This is a genomic window from Rhodococcus sp. IEGM 1241, from assembly GCF_033142365.1.
Lineage (GTDB): Bacteria > Actinomycetota > Actinomycetes > Mycobacteriales > Mycobacteriaceae > Rhodococcus_F > Rhodococcus_F erythropolis.
The window spans coordinates 1-18612 of record NZ_JAWLSE010000020.1; the positions used below are offsets into that span (position 1 = coordinate 1).

Here is an 18612-nt window from a genome sequence, read left to right on the forward strand (position 1 = left end):
CCCCGGAACCGTCACCGGACACGCCGGTATCCGAGGTCGCCTGACACACCTTAATCCACAGAATTTGACGATTCCTCCCCTACGCGACCACTTCTTCTGTCACTTTGTCACCAACACCTGCATTTCTCCGACCCGAACCTCAGTGGTAGCGGTCGGAGTGATCGGAATAGTTCCGCCGAAGCTCGCCGTAGGGGTAATCGCCGTCCACGACACCACCCAAATCGAGCTAACCGACGGACGGAAAACCCCACCGGGCTGGCTCTGAGAAGACTTGCCTAAGAAGTGATTACAGGTTGGACTCGGCAGATCCATCGCCACATCGGTATACGGAATTGAATTGACCGGGCACACCGGCGGGATAGTCGGTAACCCATCTCCGTAATTGACTGCAAGTCCTGTGTTCACCGCATTCAGGTTGACGGTGACAACTCCTGTAGTAACCGTGCGGTTAATCGGCCCGGTTGTCGACTCCGAAGGGTTGTTCACCCACAGCCAGCTATTGAAACCGACCAAACCGACTTTTTCTCCCGTGCTTGTCGGCTCGGGCGTGATTCCGATGTCGATCGGCTCAACCTGCAACGCCGAGACCGCAGATGAAACAACGTTCATCACCTCCGCGAGGGACACCGGGGTGGGCGGGACATCAATTCCTGGTGCAGCAGGCGCGGGGGCACAGTTGTTTCGGAGGTTGCTGCAGCTGTTGCGTTGAAGGACCGGAGGGCCGCTATTTGCGGGAGCGGCACCGCCGCCGCCCGCTCCTGCTCCACCACTGCCGCCCGCTCCTGCTCCACCCGCTCCGCCACCACCTGTTTGCATCCCCTGGGACGCGCCTGAAGCACCTCCTCCGGAGGGGACGGAAATGTAGCCGCCACCTGCGGTGACCGTATTACCTCCGACGGCACCACCGCCCCACGAATCACCTGGAGCCGCGTAGGCCGATGACTGAGTTACGAGCATCATGCTCATGCAAACAACGATACTGAACATCGCCGCTGAGGAGCGACGGAAAGCTCTTGACATGCTCAACTGAACACCTCCTAATTCGGCTGAAAGTTTGGGATTCGTAGAATGTTTGGTGAAGTTATGGCGAGTCACAGGATGTACCTGGCTTCGTTGGTTGACTTGCAATTCGCCAGCCACTCGCGTCCGGCCATGCTGAGTTTCTGACGGTGAACTTCGCGAGCTCCGGAGCGCGATTCGGACTTAGCGCGCTCGTTCCGTCAGGCAAAGTCGAACTCAGTGCGGAGATATCTACGCATGTCCGCATCTCCACGAAAGCCTCGCCAGCAATGGGGTTCCCATCTGCGTCCTTTGGCGCTTCCTGTTTCGTCACCGAAGTATCTAGAACTGTGATCGCACCCGAACCGACGACACCCTTCGATCGCTGTGTCGTGATGTCCCCCTTGATCCCCGACAACACCGGGTCGACAGCGACACCATCCAATTTATTGATATCAACCGCTGGATCATTTTGGATGCTTGCGAGAACTGCGTAAAACTCGTTGATCTTCGCGGTTGCTGCTTCTGTTGCCTGTTGTTCTGGTGACTTGAGCGTTCCCTCCGGTCCTGTGAGGATCGGCTGTTGTGTTGACGTGGGAGCGGGATCGGCGGTGCCGTCCGTTCCACAAGCAGAGACAACGGCGGCGGCTGTGACGAGTCCAAACGTCAAAGCTGCCGTCTTGCGGAAGATGTTGTGTGTCATGGTTTCCCCCTTCGGGGCTTCCGGTTCGGGAGCCCTATCGGTGTTGTTCGGAGCGTATCGGCTGGACGTGATGCTTTCGCATGTCCAGTTGTTGGGTTCTCTGGGTCTGTTGGTTGGCATCAGGATGCTCTCTGGGTGATTCGGTAGGGGCGTTCGCCGGTTGTGTCGTGGAAGTCGTCGAGTATTTGGAGTAGTTCAGCTGTCTGCTCGTTGGGGTCGACGTCGAGTTCTGCGAGTTTGGTGAGCAGTGTGTCGATGAGGCCTTGTGTGGCTGTGATGTCGTCGCTGCCGTGGGTTGCGATGATCGCGAGGCGCCAGAGCCCTTCGTGGTATTCGTCGACGTCGAGGCCTTTTTGTGCGAGTTCGAGTGCGGTGCGCGTGTCGCCTTCTTGTAGGTGACGTGCTGAGAGTTCTTCGATGGCGTCGGTGAGTTCGGAGATCATGTTCTGGCGTAGTTCTTCTGCCCAGCCGTATCGTGCGGGTGCTTTTTTCGTGGTGAATGGGGTTCCTTCCACGAGGGCGACGGCTGTGGTCAGTTCGTTGTGGTCGGCGGTGGCGGGGTGGCCTCCGATGAGGTTGTTCCAGATGTCCCAGTCGGTGTGGACGGTGTCGTCGAGGCGGTATGGGGTGTTGCCGGTGTTGTCGAAGACCTTGGGGAATGCGAGGTCTCCGGTGGCGGTTTCGCCGAGGAAGTTGCGGAGTCTGGTGAAGGCGGTGTTTCGGCGGGCGGTGCGTTTTGTGGTTTGTTCGGAGAGGCTGAGGTTTGCGTATGTCTGTTTGGGCCAGATCTTTTCGTCCACTTGGGGTCCGCGGATTCCGGGGTGTGGGTGGGTGGCGATGAGGGCTGCGAGTTCGGTGAGGTGAGGTCGTCGACCGACGTCGGATCCTTCGTTGAGTGCTGTCACGCGTGGGGTCCCGAGGACGTGGATCCAGATGTGTTCGTCGACGGAGGGCGCGTTGTCTGGTGTCGGCGCGATCGCCATCGCGAGGGGTGGTGTGTTCTCTGCGGCGTCTGGTGTGTTGTTGATCGATGATTCGTCGGCGGGGTCGAGGTAGGTGAGGGGTTCGGTGTCGGCTTCGTCGTCGTCGAATTCGGTTGTTGCGGTGTCGAAGTTCGGTTCTGTTGCGAGGATATGGACGGTCGGTGCCTGGTGGGGTAGGAGGTCGTCGACCGATGTTGCTTCTGCGATGCGGTCGTCGAAGGCTTCCGCTGTCCATGGGTCGTTCTGGGAAGCGGCGTCGGCGATGGGGTCGGCGTCTGCTGTTTCGAGGACGTCGATGATTGCGTCGAATTCTGCTTCGGAGATGCGTGCGGGTGTGAGGTCGAACGCGGGTTTGCCGGGGCGGCGCAGTGTGGCGGATCCGTCTGCTGTGGTGGTCAGTGTCCAGTCTGCTGTGGGGTCGTCTGCAGCGGTGACCGCGGCGAACGCGACTCGTGGTGCGTTGGCGAGGATGTTGTCGAAGATTTCGCGTTGTGCGGGTGTCAGTGGCTCGGACAGCAGGATGATTTCGGGATTGGTGATGGCGCTGTCGGTGTATTGGATGCGGGCCTGCGCGATGTCGTCGATTCCGTTGTCCGCGAGGGCCTGTGCGTCGGTCCGTGTGTGGCGGGCGAGACGTTCGAGGACTGCGTCGGCGGTTGGGGCGTATTCGATGAGTGCTGATCCGTCGGTGTTCGGGCGCGCGAGGGCTTCGCCTGTGCCCACGAGGGTGAGCTTGAGGTTGTCGCCGAGCGGGGAGAAGGCGAGGAACACTGCGAGCGCTCGGATGATGTCGCGAGCTTCAACTGTGGGGGCTGCGATTCCGAGGTGGGAAAGCTGTTCGAGGTTGAGGAGCAGTCTGGATCCGCCCTCGATTTCGCCGATTTCCACCAGGGCCGGGTAGGGGCTGACGGTGGTGAGTGGGGGGTCGAGTTCGTCGTCGGCGGTGATGGTCCAGGCCGACGTCTCGGCGTCGCGTTGCCATGGGGCGGGTAGTTCGATGTCGTCTACGAGCGCGAGTTCGATGCTGCGGTCGTGGAGGAAGACTCCGAGCAGCGCAGGCAGTGGGATGGAGTTGGTGCGGCAGATGTCGGCGACGTCGCGGAGTGCTTTGTCGAGGAGGTCGAGGAGGGCGGGGTCTGCGTTGTCGCGGATCTGCTGTTCGACGAGGGCGGTCGAGGGCTGGGGCATCGGGATGCGTTCTCCACGGCGCCGGCGGTTCTGCTGTCGGCGGCGGAAGAGTCCGACGCCGGCGAGGAGCGCGATGCCGGCGAGTGCGGATAGTCCCATGACGGTTTTGCTGTCTTGGGCGTTGTCGGTTGAGGTGAGGGCTGTCGTTGCTGCGGTGTTTTCCGGCACTTGTGGGGCGGCGGTGTTGAGCGGGACGAGTGTTTCGGGGCTGTCGGTGTCTGCGGGTGCGGCCTGTTGTGCGGCGGCCTCTGGCGCTAGTTCTGGTGCTGCTTCTGGCGTAAGTTCTGGTGCGATTTCCGGCCTATTGAGCTGCTCGGATTGGGAAATCGGTGCGTCGATTGCACTTGGAGCGGTGGGGGCGGAGGCGAGGGGTGAGTTCTCGTTGAGGTCCGGTGCTGGTGCTGGCGCTGGGGGGACGTCAGGCGCTTCGCTGGGGGCAGGTACGTCAACAGATACCGGCGGGGCAGGCTCGGGCGCCGGAGCTTCTGCCGCTGGGAGCGCGGGTGCCTCTGCAGCGGGAGCGTCGGGGATCTCGATACCGAAGATCCGCGCGGCAGCTTCCTCCGCAGCACGCGCTTCGGCCTGAGCCATCTCGTCGCCGCCGGGCACCAGCGCCGGTAGCTCCGGAACATCGGGAACCACCAACGGTGACTGCTCCCCTGCTGCCTCGGACGGTGCAAACGAAGCGGGAGACTCCGGAGATGCGGTTGGGGCCTCTGCGACGTCCGGAATCAACTCGGGCGCGGGTGCAGCTTCGGGCGCGGGCTGCTGCGGTGCAGGTTCGGGTGCGGGCTGCGGTGCGGACGATTCCTCCGCGGGGTTGGGCGATGCTGCCGGCGGCGCTTCTTCTGCGCTGATTGAGGTGGGCGTCAGGAAGAGTTGTTGGCCGATCTGGATCACGTCTGTAGTCAGTGGTCCGGTGGCGCCGTGGATTTGGGGGTAGAGGGAGCCGTCACCGAGATACGTTTCGGCGAGGTCCCACAGTGTGTCGCCGGCCTTTACTGTGTAGGCGCCGTCGAGCTGCTTCTCGGGGGATGCAGGCAGTGTGAGCGTGAGGCCTGCGTCGATCCAGGCTTCGTTTGGGATTGCGTTTTGGTTCAGTGACTGGATTTCCGGATAGCGTGTTCCGTCTCCGAGGTGCCGCTCGGCGAGGCCCCATAGTGTGTCGCCCGATTCGGTGACGATTGTTGTTCCGGCAGCTGTCTGTGCTGGTGTTTTCGTCCAGGAGGGGGCGTTCTGTTGTGGGGTCTGGGTGTGGGTGTCGTTGAGGAAGGCGGGTGCGCTGATCGAGGTGGGTGAGGTGTGGTTGGGTCCGAGGATGTCGGCCGCGGGGGTGGCTGTTGCTGTGCCGGCTGTGATCAGTAGGAGTGCGCCGCTGACGAGTATCGCTGCCGAGTGTTGTTGGAGCTGGAGTCCTTTGATTCGTCTGACTTTGACGCCGCGAAGCGCTGCAGCGAGTTCGATGATGATCGAGTAGGTGAAGGTGCCCCAGGCGATCCAGCCGATGATTGTCAGTGCGGAGAGGAAAAGGGTTCCGTCGTCTTGGGTGGTGAGTGCTTCTTTGACGGTGTCGAAGGTCAGGCTGGTGATGCCGGCGAGGGGGTTTCCGGCGAATGTGTAGAGCGCGAACGGGATTCCGGCGGTGAGCGCGAGGAGTGCAATGAGGTAGAGCAGGCCTTTGAGGCGGGCTGCGGCGACGTTCACGTCGTGGTCCTCTCGCTCGTTCGGAAAGTGGTGGGAGTTGTGGTGCCTTCGCTGCTGGGGTGCGCGGGGGCGGGGTGGGGCCGGGTCCCGGGTTCGCTCATGGTGCGCCGATCGCTCCGGCGCCGGTGTTGGTGCGGTTGAGGTTCACGTGTGCTGTTCCGACGACTGTTTGTTCTCCGAGTCCTATGAGGCCGAGGACTTTCGGTGTGTAGTGGGCTGTCGTGGTGATCAGGAGGGTGTTGGGGCCGGTGGGGACGACTACGCCTTTGATGTCGGTTGCGTTGAGGTACTTTTGCGCTTCGATCATGGCGGTTGCGGGGTTGACGACGACGGCTGTTCCGCGTGCGGCGAGTGGGGTGATGACGGCTTGGCCTGCGGCGCGTGCTGCTTCTTCTGCTACGAGTTGGGCTTGTTGTTTGGCGTGGAGTTTTCCGCCGCCGTCGACAACGAGGCCGAGGCAGAGGAGTAGAGCGAATGCTCCTATGACTGCCCAGAGGACGATTGATCCTTGATCGTCTTGTTTGTTGCGGAGTTTCGCGATGAGTGTGTTCATCGGACTCGCTCTCGGTAGGTGTCGATCGGTGAGGAGCTTGTGTGCCGGATGGTGCGGACTCCGCTGATTCCGACGAGTCCGAGCGAATCGAGGGAGACGTCGCATGTGACGGTCGTTTGGACGGTGGCTCTCACGCCGGGTCGAGTGCGGAAACCGCTGGCGTCGGTGCTGATGGAGAGGTTGACGCAGTTGAGCCCTTTTGCTGCGAGGTCCGATGTTGCTGCTTCCTCGGCGCTCGTGAAGGCCTGGGACATTGTTCGTGCGAGGGAAGCTGATCGGGATGCTTCAGCTGCTGCGTGTTCGACTTTCTGGTGAGCCATGGTGACCATGCCGCCGACGATGACGACGCCGATGAGGAGCAGGATGAAGGGCGTCAGTATGACGAGTTCGAGGGTTTCGGCGCCGCGGTCGTTGGCGTGTATTCGCCTGCGCAGGTTGGTCAGTGCGTTCAGTACGGTATGGGGCGGTAGGGGAAGAGGATGTCGGGGTCGAATCCGGTGGTTACCCCTAGGGCTAAGAGAAAGAGTGCGAGGGATGTGGCCACGAGGAGCCGGTTTCTGCGTATTCGCGTCATGGGTTTCTCCACTCGTAGGACGCGTGTGTGTCGTGTTCATGGGATGGGGTGTCCGGTTCCAAGGATTACGGTGACTATCGCGTCTGGGCTGTAGAAGTAGAGAGCCGCGGTAATGGATCCGGTGAACAGGATCCCCCAGATTATTTCTTTGAGGGATAGGCGACTGTTCTCATCCGCGGTCTGTTCATTCCTGAGTGAGTCCGTCATTGCGGTGACCTTCCCTCCGCTGAGGTTGCTAGTTTCCGAAGTCCGGGCAGGAACCGGGCGGTGGCCGCTCACCAGAGGTCTCCTGGGTTGGTGATGCGTTCGACGGGTGCGCTTTGATCGATGTTGATGGTCAGGTTCAGGAACGGGATGAGCGAGATCGGTTGTCCCACAATCCGAACTGTCGCTTCACGTTGGTTGCGTGTCACTGTGACGGCGGGGCCACGTAGGACGGTGGCGCCGGTCTGTGCGATGAATCCGTAGGCGGCGGCTGTGCCGGCTGCCGATGTGCCGAATTGTGTTCGTGCTTGGCGGAGTCCTTCTTCGCCTGCTTTCATCGCTACGTTGCGGGCGTGGAAGTACAACGCTCCTTGGACTGCACCGAAGAACAGTAGGAGGACGACGGGCCAGATAATGACGGTTTCCAGAACGCCACCGCGGTCGTTGCCGAGCCGAGACTTCAAGCGTGCGAGTGGTGTTGCTGTGGGTGGCCGCATGATCGCCCCTCCTTCGTTGGTGTGTGTTCAGACGATGGTCGCGAGGTAACGCTGAACTGTTGGGCCTAGCTGGATGAGGACGAGGATCGCGATGAGGCAGACTGCTGCGGACATGATCCATAGGCGCAGGATGCTTCCGCTGTCGTTGTGCCGGTTGCGGTTGATGAGTGTCATCGTTTCGCTCCGTTCTGCATCGCTGGCTCGGATTTTTTGGTGGGGGTGGATCGTCGGAGGAGCGCGTTGTTTGTGTTCCTGGGGTTTCAGGAGGGTTGCGGCGATCCACCCTTGCACCTGGTGGGGTTGCTACTGGATCTTGTTGAGGTAGCGCATGACGACGGGTCCGAGGTATGCGACGACTGCAATTGCGAGAGTGACCACGCCGGCCGCGATGATGACGTACTCGAGCATTGATCCGCGGTCAGAACGTCGTCGGTTGGATCCGCTGGCTCGATCGAGGAATCCGGTGATCATCGCGATGCCAGCGAGAGTGGTGACGGTGGTTGCGCGCTGTGCGCGGTGGGCGAAATTGGTGATCATCTGGGTTCCTCCTGTTTGTTTTTCCCTCTACTAATGAAGAGGTCCGTTTCGTGTGCCGCTGTGACCGCCTGGGTGAAAATTTTTTCGAGAAGGCAGAAACTTGGCGTTTGCAGGTTAGCGCGGAATTGTTGGGGGGTACTGCCGAGAATGCGTGTTTGCGCTGGTGGAGCGTTCGCACTCTGGTCGCTGGTGCGCCTTGTGGGCGGTAATTGAATAGTTGCCATTGGACTCTTCCTCAGGACGATCCGAGAATGATGCTGGACATGGCTGGGATGAACAGCATGATCATGAAGACGATTCCGATGAGCGCGAGGGGAGCTTGGATCTTCTCGGTCGAGGAGCCGGCTTTGCCGAGTTCGTCGGAGAGTTGAGCGTTTCGCAGTGCGGATGCGCGGGCGCTGAGTGTGACGGCAACCGACGCTCCTTGTTCGCCTGTCAACGTCATGATGTCGGCGAGGTCGGCGAGGTCGGGCAGCTCGAGTTCGCCGGAGATTCGGGTGAGGGTGTCCCACGGCGCTTGTCCGGATCGCTGAGCTCGCATGAGTTCTTCGTCGAGGCGACGGAAGACCCAGCTGTCGCCCACTGCTGCGGCTCTTTCGAGGCTCTGCACGGCTCCGACGCCGCCTGTGCGGTTGAGTGCGACGAATTCGATGTAGGCGCCGAGGGAGCGGCCGAATTCCTCACGGGCTACGGCAGCTTTCTTCCGGACTTCGATGTCTGGGGCGACGAAGCACGCTGCAGCGATGGCGAGGGAGAGAATTGCGGGAATGCCCCAGGGGATCCCGCGGCCGAGGATCGTGAGCATGAGATTGACGACGGGGAAGAAAAGTAGCCCGAGGAGCGCAGAAAGAACCTTGTCTCCAAGAAAGTATGGAACCTCGATTTTGAGGATCGCGAGATCTGATCGAGGAATTTTGAGGATCGTGGAGTCTGCGGTGTACGGGAGTACTCGCCTTCCCACTTTTCCTCGAACGGATTCGTCGACGTTGATGTCGGCGGGTTTGTCGGTGGAGCGGTGGGCGCCGAGGTTGTCGAGCACTTCGGACAGAGATGCTTGTGCTGGTGCGAAACGCAGGAACAGGCAGATGAGTCCGACACAGAGAACTACCGCCAACAGGGCGGCTTGGATCTGAAATGTCATGACAGAACTCCCTCGATGAAGCTCTCGCTTTTCTCGTTCGCCGCTTTGCGGGTGGTTCCGAGGAATCGCGGGAGTTTCGGTGGTTGTACGAGCTTCTTCATCCAGAGGAGACATCCGATGAAGGCGGCTATTTCGACGACGAAGATCAGTTGTCCTGCTGGTGTTTTGTAGAAGGCCATGTAGTCGGTGAGAACGAAGAGGCCTGTGATGAAACCGATCGTGATGATGGTGACCCATCGAGCAGTGGTGCGGCTACCTTTGCGTGCCGCTTCGACTGCTCGGCGGTTCCTGACGTCTTCGGCCACTGACCGGGAGAGTCGGTCGAGGACTGCGGTGAGTCCGGATCCACGGATGGCGGCACTTTGGATGAGTGATCCCACGATGAGGTCGCCGGTGGCGTCGTCGAGGTCTGTTGCGAAGCTTCGGAGTGCGTCGTTGATCGGTGTGTTGGTGCGGAGCCTCTGGATCAGTCGGCTGATTTCGTCGGTGAGGGCTTCTGGCATCGCTTTGTGGGTGGCGATGATTGCTTGCTCGATGCCCGTTCCTACAGCAAGTACGCCGCTGAGGTTTCTCACCCACTCTTCCATGGCGTTGAGTCTGGCGATTTCCCCTTCGGCTGCTGGTTTGCCGAGAAGGTAAGGCAGAGCGACGAATGCGATGGGGCTGATGGGTAGTGCGATGAACCATCCGCTCACCATCCAGGTCAGCGCGCCGACGAGGGTGCCGGCGATGATGAGGAGGCGATACTTTCGGCTGATGCGGATGGGGGTTCGGCGGTGTTTCTGGGGGGCTGTGGGGTCTCTGCGGTCCTTCCAGCCGTGGTAGATCAGTGTGAGAGCGCCCAGAAGTAGAAGGACGAGGAGAACTGCCATCAGGGTGTACATGGTTAGTGTCCTTCCTCGAATTCCAGTGAGTGGAGCGGGATCAGGTGTTCGGGGAACCCACCTTCGATGACTTTGCGGCGAAGTTTGGGGGGCAGGGTTCCGTATTCTCCGGTGCCGCCGGGGCGGCCTTGATAGACCGTGGATACTGCCGGCATGCCCTCCTCCCCCGGCTCGATCCAAATGACCTCACTGATGTAGCGGGTATGGACGCGTTCACCGGCGTCGTTGACGGAGTAGGACGTATCGAGCTGGATGATCAGGTTGATGTGGGCGGCGACCTGTCGGATGGCATAACGTTCGGTGACGCCTGCTTCGAGGGCCACGGTGACCAGGCGGTTGATCGCGCCTTTTGCGTCGTCTGCGTGGGTGGTGGAGAGAGAGCCTTTGGCCATCTGCATCGCTTTGAACATCGCGATGATCTCTTTGCCTGCTACCTCACCGACGATTACTCGTTCGAGGTGCATGCGCACGAACGCGTAGAGAATGGCGGACAGGTCTGTGCCGCCTTTGAATTCGTTTGTCGTCGAGTCTCGTTCCCCACCGCCGTTGATCACCTCGGCCGGCACGACGAAACCTTTACGGCCGGGCATGTCGTGGAGGAACAGTTCTCGTTCGGTTTCGGCTGTTCCGATTCGAGTTTCGACCGGCAAGGCGTTCGCGAGCGCTCTGGTCAGCGTTGTCTTACCCGAACCCATGGGTCCTGACGTGACGATGGATGCTCCGCCGATAACCATCGCGGTGAGCAGTTGGGAGAGGAGGTCGGGCATGACTTTGTATCCGACGAGGGTGTCGAGTGTGATGTCTTTGAGCCGGTGCAGGCGGATCGCGACGTGAGGTTCAGGCACGGTCCATGCCATCGCGGAGAGGCGGATGTTGCCGGGAAGGTTCAGTCGCAGATGCGGATTGTTGACTGCGAATGTGCGTCCCCCGCCTTCAGCGCGTTGACCGAGGTTGATCAACCAGTCGATGAGTTCTTCGTCGGAGTCGAAGATGTTGGGGCGCTTCTGGATACGCCCGTCCGGATACATGACCAGCACGCTGGTGCCTGTGAGGAGAATGTTTTCGATGCTCGGGTCGTCGACGAGGACCTGAAGGGGGCCGAGCCCGAAAATGGTGTTGTAGACGTCCTGTGCGAGTTGCGCCTCTTCGCCTGGATCGATTGCGCCGGAGCCCCTTTCGATTCCGACGGCTATGTGGCGTTTGACCTTGTCAGCGATGATGTCGCGACCCTTGGCCTGCTCTTCGTCTTTGGTGTACGGAAGGAGGCTGTCGGGGGCGTCCTCGGAGGCGACGTCTGCTTTTCGCTCGGAGACGATTGACGTGAGCTCTTGTGAGGCTTCGTCGACGAGCTTGCGCACCAGACGCCGGTACGCAACAGCATTCATTGCGGAATCGATCGGCTTCGCAGTGTTCTTCGGGATGGGAGGAGCATGCCAGGGTTGCTCGGCCGAGACAGGGGCGGCATTGCCGTGACCTGCGGCGCTGAGGAGGTTGGCCGCGGCACTGTTACTACGATGCTGGGGATGGGGGCTTGACGCGCCGAGTGGGTGAGCCTCAGCGTTTTCGTGGGACCCTGGCGCAACCGGTGGGGCCGAGTGCTGGTCGATCGTCAAGGCGTCGGCTTCGTCGACCTCGTTCAGTACCAACCAGAGTGGAACGCGTGCCGGGTCTTGTTCGTTGCGGTCTGTCATGACGACTCTCCAAGGGCTTCACGGGTTGACAGGTTGCTCGGGAGTGTTTGATTCCGAGACGGATTCACCCATTCGGGCCGATGTTCTTCGACGTAGGTCTGCATCTTCGGCCATGCACCTTCGAGATTCCGCAGGTATCGGGACTGGGTTCTCTGGAACTTGGTGAGCTGGTGACCTTCTGAGAAAATTTTCGCGTGTTTCGGGGAATCGGGGAGAGTGAAGGCGACATCGACACCGAACGACTTTGCGATCTCGGCGGCTCCGTAGTACTTGTCGTCGATCATCACGAGCCCGAGTGCAGCGGGTGACCGAATCGCTCGGAGCTGGCCGCGCAGCTGGTCCAGTACGCCCTTGAGCGACCCGAGAGCTGTTGCGCTCGTGCGCGTGACTACCAGGATCAGGTCGGATTGCACCATCAGGTCATGTGGTCCCGAACGATGTCCGATTCGGCCGGCGTCGACGATGATTGTCGCTCCATTCCGATCGATCGCGCGAAGGTGCGCACCGAGCGGTCCCCACGTGGAGGTCATCGAATCTGCTTGAGATGCCGTTCTCAGACCTGGCACTGCCCAGACATTGGTCTCTGGAATATTCAGTGTCTGGGCGCCGAATGCTTGCCCGATCTGTCCATGTCGTGCGGGTTCAACCAGGTTGATCAGTGATCGGCGGCCGCGAGCGAGTGCGGATTCTCGGGAGGACTTGAAATAGCCGCTGTGCAAGGGCGATCCACCGACGGGATCGGCTTCGACATAGAGAACGCCGCCGCTCTCGCAACTTAATGCAAGCCCAAGGGCGGTTGTCGAGACGCCAGGAGCGCCGGTTGCCGACGCGAGTACGACGAACATCGAACTACTTCTCTCTGGTGTCGAGCACGATGGCAACGCGCCGTGTCGCTGCTCGCGCCGATACCCAGGAGGCTTCGTCCGCCTGTACCAGAACGTCGACGGTGGTTTCCGACGTTTCCGGAATCAACCTGGTCGAAACGACCTGGGCTTTGCTGGTTATCGGGCCCTGAACTGGGGAATCATCCTGGTCGCGGGGCGTGTCGACGATGCGGACCTGGTCGCCGGCCCGGAGCGGCTCGGCGGGTAGTTTCGCGTAGCTCACGGTGACACCCACGAGGGTCAGCCCTTTGCCGGGGATGACAGCTGTGGTCACTGCGTTGGGGTTCAGAACGGTGCCGCTGGGGATCGGCACGGCCGCTGCCTGGCCGACGACGGAGGCTTTGTCTTCCACTGCGACGGAGGCGATTCCAGCGTCAGCGTTCACCTGTTTGGTGGTGAGGTCTTGCGAGGTGATCTGCTGGCCTTGGGCGATGTCATGCGAGACCACCAGTACATTCGTCACTTGACGCATTCCGTTGACCAGGGCGACAGCTCCGATGACGAAGACGACGACCAATGCGATGCCTGCTGCGAGGAAGATCGGGCGGCGCCGAACTTTCGTTCTCGACGTTGCGGTGAAGTCTGAACCGCGTCGAGTGGTCGGGTTGTCCGGATCGACGTCTTCCCCGATGGCTTTGGACTTTGCTGTCGTGCGGAGTTTTTCGAAAACCATGGGTTTCAGTCCTTTTCGGTCTCATGCTGGAAGTGCGCGGTCAGTGCCGCACTGATGAGTTGACTTCGAGATCGGGCGGCGAAGGACTTCTTCAGTTCGTCGAGCACGTCGAAGTCGGAGGCGCGAAGGGAATAGGCCACCGGCGTGGTGGGGACTTTTGCCGGCGATGTCGATCCCACTCCCCTGGCTTTGAAGAGTCGTCCACCGACTACGCCGCCAGGATGGATGAACTCGTTGAGGCCATCGAGTGTCGCTTCGATCGCCCAGATGATGAATTCGCCGTTGGTCAGACGACGTTCCGTTCGAGCTTGGGCCAACTGCGCCGCAATTGCAGTGGGCAGGTGGACATTCGAGGACACGACGGGATCGTTGAGGTCGTCGTCGTCCGGAGTTGGTGAGGGTGTGCTCGCAACGCCCGCCGGTGTAGCGAAATCGGCTTCGAGGGATTCGTGGCGGCGACGCATCCCGGGGAGCCCTTGTGAGAGTGTCGGCTCAGTGGCCCGTGGAGAGCTCATCGCACTCCCCCGCGACTGATTCCGTAGGCGCGCACAGAAAGACGCTCAGGTTGCCGCTGAGACATGTGAACGTCTCCTGAATGCACAATCATCTGTATCCGCCTATCGCTTCGGCCGTGTGGCGCGTGGCCCTGACCTTGTGCCACACGACTAGGTATAGCGGCGGGTAGATACACCACGAACACGTCAGTTACCCGCTCAAAATAGGAAGAACGCGGCAAAGCGGGTAAACCATCGCAAGAACCCTAATCTGACCTGCAGTTATCTGACAGGGGCAAATAAACGGCGCGGTTCGTACGGAAACGCAAACAACCCGCAATTCGGTGGTAGAACGGGGTTTCCACTGCCTGTGTAACATCCGTCACACATACTCCGATAGGGCGTCGATTGAGGCCCTGTCGCCGGAATTCAGCCCGTCGATGACCCGACATAGCGGCGACTGGACGCCTCAGAATGTTGTTGAAACTTATACAACCGCAAACGAATTGGCACAGAAAGGGACTTCAGTCCCAAGTCGGTCGGTCTCAGCTCCCGGCCCGGTCGGAGCCGAGATGACGCCTGTTCACGAGTCGACGAAACGTCGACCCTGACATTTGTTGGTCCCGGACGCCGAGAACATGCCGACGCACGCCCAATCGAGACCCCAATCGCGGCGCGCGGATCCCACCCCGCCGAGCCACCGCATACCCACCATTGATCCACCATCGATCCACCAGTCGTTCATCTACGGACGAACAGTGACCTTTCGTAACTCGATAACTCGGCTACTACCGTTCACCAGTTGGCCACCAAGGACCAAATGTCGGCAATCCGACCGCTCATCGACCCCCGCCCGATGTCCGCCTGCACTCCTCGTGACAGCGGCTCGTATTGCTGCGATCATGGACGGCATGCCCCTGCCGCTAGGTTCGACGCGCATGGAACCTGCGCACTGGATCGATGATCTGGCGTGGCATCGACAGGTGTACAAACAATCCAAGTTCCGCTGGGACGGCACCGAAGCCCTGCTGGTTGCCACCGAATTCACCGGAGGATGTCAAGAATTCCGAACCGTCGCCGATCTGCGCGATCTGGAGGGATACCGCCTCGCCCTGTCGGAGTACACGATGACGTGTCAGCGTGCACTCGGGCTGGCCCTGCAGGAGGCCCGGTACGGCCTGGGATCAGGCCACTGGGAAGACATCGCCACACTGCTGGATCTGACCGCCGTGGACTGTGCAGCCAGCTCGTACTTCGCACGCTGGGGCGACCCCCGCGTCGCCGGCCAATTCAGCAATCCTCAAGTCCTCAGGATCAGAAAGATGTGTGCCGGTTTCTTCTTCGCCAGTCCCCTACTTCTGGCGTGGGAACTATCCCAACTGTGGAAGCTCTATCGAGCTGCCGAAGAACTACTCGAGGACACGCTCGTCGACCTCGTCGTGGAGTTGCAACCACTCGTGCGGACCTCGGATCTTCTCCACGCTTTGCATACGACGACCGAGGTCGGCCTCAACAATCGGATCAGCAGTCAGCGACACGAACGCGGGCCGTCTGGAGATCCTCGCCGGGTACCTCGTCAGACTTTCTCCCCACTCACCAACTGACCCGTATTCGCAGGTCAAACCGTTTTATACCACGGTTTATGGTGCGGGTTCCGTCATCCAGTATGCCGTTCAATTCGTCTCGATGTGGACGGAGTTTTTGCCCCGCGCGACCATGTCTGGGGTGATTTGGCCCGAATTGCGTCGAGTCGGCGACAGCGAGTCCTCCGGTTTTCTCCCCCTTCATCCGCCGTCACTTCCGGTACAGGTTCCGTCATGCGTACTGTTGTGCCTTCTACTTCGGGTTCCACTGTTGGCGCTCCTGCCTTCTCCACCATCGGATATGGCTTGCGTTCCCCTGCGGCTTCCACTGTCCTTTGAGGCGTGGCGACTACCGCCGTTTCCGGCATATTTTCCCGCAGGGCTTCTGGCTGGCATTCCGCCGTGATTTCACGTGGGCGTTCCTCCGGCAGTTCCGCTGAGATTTCTCCTGCACTTTCCATCCTGTCTTGTGGCGACACTTCCGTCACAGCTTCCGGCGTCATATCTCCTGTGCTTTCCATCCTCCCTTGTGGTGTTATCTCCTCCGCTTTTTCCGGCGTGAGTTCCTACGGCAACACACGCATACATTCACGCCATCATTCACGCATGGTTTCTGGCGTGATTTCCACCGTGTTTACCTGCATGTTTTCACGTAGGACTTGCAAGTCGTTTTCCCCCGTGATTCACTACCTGTATGCACGCAGCGAATCACGCATGTATTGCGGCGCGAGTACTTGCAGCAATTCCTGTATGTGCTACAGCGTGAACACACACGATAATTACCGCCATCAATCACACGCGATGTCCTACGCGATGTGCGGCGTGAAAATCGGCAGACATTCTTTATCCGAAACCTCACCAACGTCGGAGTGACCAAATGGCCCAGAACATCGCAGCAGCCGTTTCCGAAACTGCAATCAGCAAGCAGATCCCCAACACCATCGCCTTCGCCAACGGCAAAGGTGGGGTAGGGAAAACCTCATTGAGCGCCAATTGTGGCGGACTGGCAGCCGCGGGTGGTTGGCGAGTCCTCATCCTCGACCTCGACCCTCAGGGAAATCTCGCCCGCGACCTCGGATACGACGTCGCCGACGGTCAGGACCTGCTCAACGCCCTCATCACCGGCACTGAGCCGCCGCTACTCAAAGACGTCCGACCAGGTCTCGACGTAGTTCCGGGAGGGCCCACTCTCGCCGATATCCAGGGCCTGATGTTTTCACGCGCAAACAGGTCACACGGCGACGACGACGGGGAACCCGAAACCCTCGGTGACCTGCTGTTTCGGTCACTTTCTGGTATCGCGTCTGACTACGATCTGATCTTGTTCGACACCCCTCCGGGGGACGTCATGATCCTCGACGCCGTGCTTGCGTGCTGCCAGGGCGTGGTAATTCCCACGCGCGCAGATGAGGGCAGCCTCGACGGCCTCACACGCATTGCGAAGCGTTTCAAACGAGCTCGGCGCGTCAATCCTGACCTTCGTCTCGCCGGCGTCGTCCTATTCGGCATCGGTTCCCGGTCCTCGCGACTCGAAGACGCAGTTCGGGACTCTGTCTACGAAATCATCGGGGAATCGGCTCCCGTCTTCAATACCTACATCCGCTACCTCGAGACGGCTGGCTTCGACCTGCGCCGACACGGCATCCTCGCCCACGAGCTGGAAACTCAAGCTGCTGCCGCGCAGAAGGGTCGACTCAAGGCACTCCGAGCGGGAACTAAGCCTGAAGAAGATTTCCTGGCGCGCAATGCAACTGGGCTTGCCGAGGACTACGAAAAGCTCACGATGGAAATCATCGGCAAACTGACCGAGATCAATCAGGAAGTCGAGGCAGTGTCATGAGTTCACGCAAGGTTGCACGCGAAAGCCTCGAAGATGCGTTCTCCGCTCCCAGCGGCCCAGGCAGAAGGGGAGCGGGGCTTGCGAGTTTCCTTCCGCCTTCACGTGCACCACGCCCCTCCGCTGCTGCACCTGTTCGCCCAGCCGTGCAGACCCCGGAGCCGCGAAGCCCTGCAGCTCAGCGAGAGAACGACGCGCCGGATCCGGTCACGACGAGCGCGCCAACGCAACCCCGAGAAGCTGTAGCGGCTCCGAGCGCCCCGGCAGCATCCGCGGCAGCGCCGAAGCCTGCGGAGTCGGCGACAGACGGCTCAGTGGATGCTGCGGATGCTGCGGATGCTGCGGATGCAGTCGAGAACATGCCGATCTACATCGACAGTGCAACCTTGACTGCGCTCAAGGCTGAAAAGGGCCGGATCGGCGGAACCTACGCCGACGTTGCAGAGGCCGCGCTCGACGAGCATATCGGCCACGTCGGCGAGATTCTCCAGCAAGGGGCGGCGAATAAATCTGCCGGAAGCTCCTTGCCCAAGCGCCGCAAATCCCCTCAGATTCGCGGGGGGATCCAGGTTCAGCTCCGGTTCACCAAGGCTCAACGTGACTGGCTTGACGAGAAGGTCGCGGAGTTCGGTGCACCGTCTCGAAGTGTTGTGGTGGCTGTCGCATTGCAGCTTCAGCTCGGGACGCGGGCGAACTAGTCCCATTCACAAGGTTTCCTCGATATCGCCGGGGAACCAGTTCGGTGCGTCTTTCACTCTGCTCCCCACTATCCTCCCCACTATGCTCCCCACACTGGTGGGGAGCATTTTGTAGGCCCTGAACAGGCTTTTTCCTTCGCTCCCCATGCTCCCCACACATTTTCGTGTTTGTTCGCGCGTAGATGAGTGTGTGGGGGGATTCGACTATGTGTGAGCTTCCTTTGAGACCGAGCGTGCAGAGATGTCATGTGTCGTGCGCAGACTGAGCGAAAAGTTTTTTCGGCCTATCTGTCACAGAAGGGGGCGAAGGGGACCTCCTCTCTTTAGAGGGGGGAGTTCTCCGATCGAGGGAAGGTGGAAGTGAAATCATGGTGAGTACCGTGCCGGCGAGCGACACACCCACGAATCCGAGTAATCGCTATCAGATACGAATTGGATCTAAGGTTGCGCTATGGCACGTCCACACAAGGGGCCGCGCGGGTTCATTGCAACCCGGGCGCCTGAATGTCAACACAACGTCTACGAGCAGCGCGCTCGGGAGGTCGGTCTCCCGTCCGGCGACTACGCAGTACTGGTCCTTGCGCTCGTTCATGGCTTCGACGTGCCCGATTACATCATCGTTCAGCTTGACCCGGAGTCGCTGCATCGCCTCGACCCACGTCAGTACACGTCCAGCAGCGACCAGATTGATCGATTGGTCGCTGCGGTCGAACGTCGATCTCGACCCCAACAATTGCGAATGGTGGGGACATGACCTCGACCTAAACAGCGAAAAACCCCCCGTG

18 protein-coding genes are annotated in these 18612 nt (G+C 60.4%); 4 read left to right on the forward strand and 14 right to left on the reverse strand.

From position 1 onward, the window contains the following. Positions 1–99: 99 nt before the first annotated feature. The 14 genes from R4P70_RS31105 to R4P70_RS31170 form a co-directional block, all read right to left on the reverse strand. The gene (locus R4P70_RS31105) at positions 100–609 is read right to left on the reverse strand and encodes a hypothetical protein (protein WP_134771765.1); all 510 of its coding nucleotides are present in this window, start codon (positions 607–609) and stop codon (positions 100–102) included. 472 nt (positions 610–1081) lie between these two features. Continuing rightward, entirely contained in the window at positions 1082–1702 is a 621-nt protein-coding gene (locus tag R4P70_RS31110; RefSeq protein ID WP_021334469.1) for a hypothetical protein, read from the reverse strand. A 119-nt stretch (positions 1703–1821) separates the two neighbouring features. Beyond that, positions 1822–5577 (reverse strand): LysM peptidoglycan-binding domain-containing protein, encoded by a 3756-nt coding sequence (locus R4P70_RS31115; protein ID WP_021334468.1) that lies wholly within the window; start codon positions 5575–5577, stop codon positions 1822–1824. A gap of 97 nt (positions 5578–5674) precedes the next feature. Further along, a complete protein-coding gene (locus R4P70_RS31120; protein ID WP_211919433.1) occupies positions 5675–6130 on the reverse strand; it encodes a TadE/TadG family type IV pilus assembly protein in 456 nt (151 codons plus the stop codon). Then, positions 6127–6744 (reverse strand): TadE/TadG family type IV pilus assembly protein, encoded by a 618-nt coding sequence (locus R4P70_RS31125; RefSeq protein ID WP_021334466.1) that lies wholly within the window; start codon positions 6742–6744, stop codon positions 6127–6129. Before R4P70_RS31125 ends, R4P70_RS31120 begins: the two co-directional genes overlap by 4 nt. Before the next feature lie 235 nt (positions 6745–6979). Continuing rightward, positions 6980–7405: a TadE family protein gene (locus tag R4P70_RS31130; protein WP_021334464.1), complete on the reverse strand. Its 426-nt coding sequence runs from the start codon at positions 7403–7405 to the stop codon at positions 6980–6982. 27 nt (positions 7406–7432) lie between these two features. Then, complete coding sequence (locus R4P70_RS31135) at positions 7433–7579, reverse strand: hypothetical protein (protein WP_021334463.1); 147 nt, start codon at positions 7577–7579, stop codon at positions 7433–7435. Positions 7580–7708: 129 nt separating this feature from the next. After that, positions 7709–7942 (reverse strand): hypothetical protein, encoded by a 234-nt coding sequence (locus R4P70_RS31140; RefSeq protein WP_021334462.1) that lies wholly within the window; start codon positions 7940–7942, stop codon positions 7709–7711. Positions 7943–8177: 235 nt separating this feature from the next. Continuing rightward, entirely contained in the window at positions 8178–9083 is a 906-nt protein-coding gene (locus tag R4P70_RS31145) for a type II secretion system F family protein (protein WP_021334461.1), read from the reverse strand. Next, entirely contained in the window at positions 9080–9967 is an 888-nt protein-coding gene (locus R4P70_RS31150) for a type II secretion system F family protein (protein ID WP_021334460.1), read from the reverse strand. Before R4P70_RS31150 ends, R4P70_RS31145 begins: the two co-directional genes overlap by 4 nt. A gap of 2 nt (positions 9968–9969) precedes the next feature. After that, positions 9970–11658 (reverse strand): CpaF family protein, encoded by a 1689-nt coding sequence (locus R4P70_RS31155; RefSeq protein WP_211919431.1) that lies wholly within the window; start codon positions 11656–11658, stop codon positions 9970–9972. Beyond that, entirely contained in the window at positions 11655–12503 is an 849-nt protein-coding gene (locus tag R4P70_RS31160; protein WP_021334457.1) for a hypothetical protein, read from the reverse strand. The genes R4P70_RS31155 and R4P70_RS31160 overlap by 4 nt, the downstream gene beginning before the upstream one ends. Before the next feature lie 4 nt (positions 12504–12507). Further along, positions 12508–13215, reverse strand: a complete 708-nt coding sequence (locus R4P70_RS31165; RefSeq protein ID WP_021334456.1) for an SAF domain-containing protein — start codon at positions 13213–13215, stop codon at positions 12508–12510. Between the two features lie 5 nt (positions 13216–13220). Beyond that, positions 13221–13730, reverse strand: coding sequence for a hypothetical protein (locus tag R4P70_RS31170; protein ID WP_211919429.1), 510 nt, complete (start codon positions 13728–13730; stop codon positions 13221–13223). Positions 13731–14620: 890 nt separating this feature from the next. Between R4P70_RS31170 and R4P70_RS31175 the strand changes: the two genes are divergently transcribed. From R4P70_RS31175 to R4P70_RS31190, 4 genes are all read left to right on the forward strand, one after another. After that, positions 14621–15313, forward strand: coding sequence for a hypothetical protein (locus tag R4P70_RS31175; protein ID WP_031332140.1), 693 nt, complete (start codon positions 14621–14623; stop codon positions 15311–15313). Positions 15314–16169: 856 nt separating this feature from the next. Next, positions 16170–17132 (forward strand): ParA family protein, encoded by a 963-nt coding sequence (locus tag R4P70_RS31180; protein WP_021334451.1) that lies wholly within the window; start codon positions 16170–16172, stop codon positions 17130–17132. Then, positions 17129–17827, forward strand: coding sequence for a hypothetical protein (locus R4P70_RS31185; RefSeq protein ID WP_134771763.1), 699 nt, complete (start codon positions 17129–17131; stop codon positions 17825–17827). Before R4P70_RS31180 ends, R4P70_RS31185 begins: the two co-directional genes overlap by 4 nt. 451 nt (positions 17828–18278) lie before the next feature. After that, on the forward strand, positions 18279–18581 hold the full coding sequence (locus R4P70_RS31190; RefSeq protein ID WP_021334449.1) for a hypothetical protein: 303 nt from the start codon (positions 18279–18281) through the stop codon (positions 18579–18581). The last annotated feature ends 31 nt before the right edge of the window (positions 18582–18612 follow it).

Bases quoted from the DNA above. Each gene is read 5' to 3' on its own strand.
- R4P70_RS31190 (WP_021334449.1), top strand. From the start codon at position 18,279: ATGGCACGTCCACACAAGGGGCCGCGCGGGTTCATTGCAACCCGGGCG.
- R4P70_RS31145 (WP_021334461.1), bottom strand. From the start codon at position 9,083: ATGACATTTCAGATCCAAGCCGCCCTGTTGGCGGTAGTTCTCTGTGTC.
- R4P70_RS31110 (WP_021334469.1), bottom strand. From the start codon at position 1,702: ATGACACACAACATCTTCCGCAAGACGGCAGCTTTGACGTTTGGACTC.
- R4P70_RS31185 (WP_134771763.1), top strand. From the start codon at position 17,129: ATGAGTTCACGCAAGGTTGCACGCGAAAGCCTCGAAGATGCGTTCTCC.
- R4P70_RS31175 (WP_031332140.1), top strand. From the start codon at position 14,621: ATGCCCCTGCCGCTAGGTTCGACGCGCATGGAACCTGCGCACTGGATC.
- R4P70_RS31130 (WP_021334464.1), bottom strand. From the start codon at position 7,405: ATGCGGCCACCCACAGCAACACCACTCGCACGCTTGAAGTCTCGGCTC.
- R4P70_RS31155 (WP_211919431.1), bottom strand. From the start codon at position 11,658: ATGACAGACCGCAACGAACAAGACCCGGCACGCGTTCCACTCTGGTTG.
- R4P70_RS31160 (WP_021334457.1), bottom strand. From the start codon at position 12,503: ATGTTCGTCGTACTCGCGTCGGCAACCGGCGCTCCTGGCGTCTCGACA.
- R4P70_RS31170 (WP_211919429.1), bottom strand. From the start codon at position 13,730: ATGAGCTCTCCACGGGCCACTGAGCCGACACTCTCACAAGGGCTCCCC.
- R4P70_RS31165 (WP_021334456.1), bottom strand. From the start codon at position 13,215: ATGGTTTTCGAAAAACTCCGCACGACAGCAAAGTCCAAAGCCATCGGG.
- R4P70_RS31120 (WP_211919433.1), bottom strand. From the start codon at position 6,130: ATGAACACACTCATCGCGAAACTCCGCAACAAACAAGACGATCAAGGA.
- R4P70_RS31125 (WP_021334466.1), bottom strand. From the start codon at position 6,744: ATGAACACGACACACACGCGTCCTACGAGTGGAGAAACCCATGACGCG.
- R4P70_RS31140 (WP_021334462.1), bottom strand. From the start codon at position 7,942: ATGATCACCAATTTCGCCCACCGCGCACAGCGCGCAACCACCGTCACC.
- R4P70_RS31150 (WP_021334460.1), bottom strand. From the start codon at position 9,967: ATGTACACCCTGATGGCAGTTCTCCTCGTCCTTCTACTTCTGGGCGCT.
- R4P70_RS31105 (WP_134771765.1), bottom strand. From the start codon at position 609: ATGAACGTTGTTTCATCTGCGGTCTCGGCGTTGCAGGTTGAGCCGATC.
- R4P70_RS31135 (WP_021334463.1), bottom strand. From the start codon at position 7,579: ATGACACTCATCAACCGCAACCGGCACAACGACAGCGGAAGCATCCTG.
- R4P70_RS31180 (WP_021334451.1), top strand. From the start codon at position 16,170: ATGGCCCAGAACATCGCAGCAGCCGTTTCCGAAACTGCAATCAGCAAG.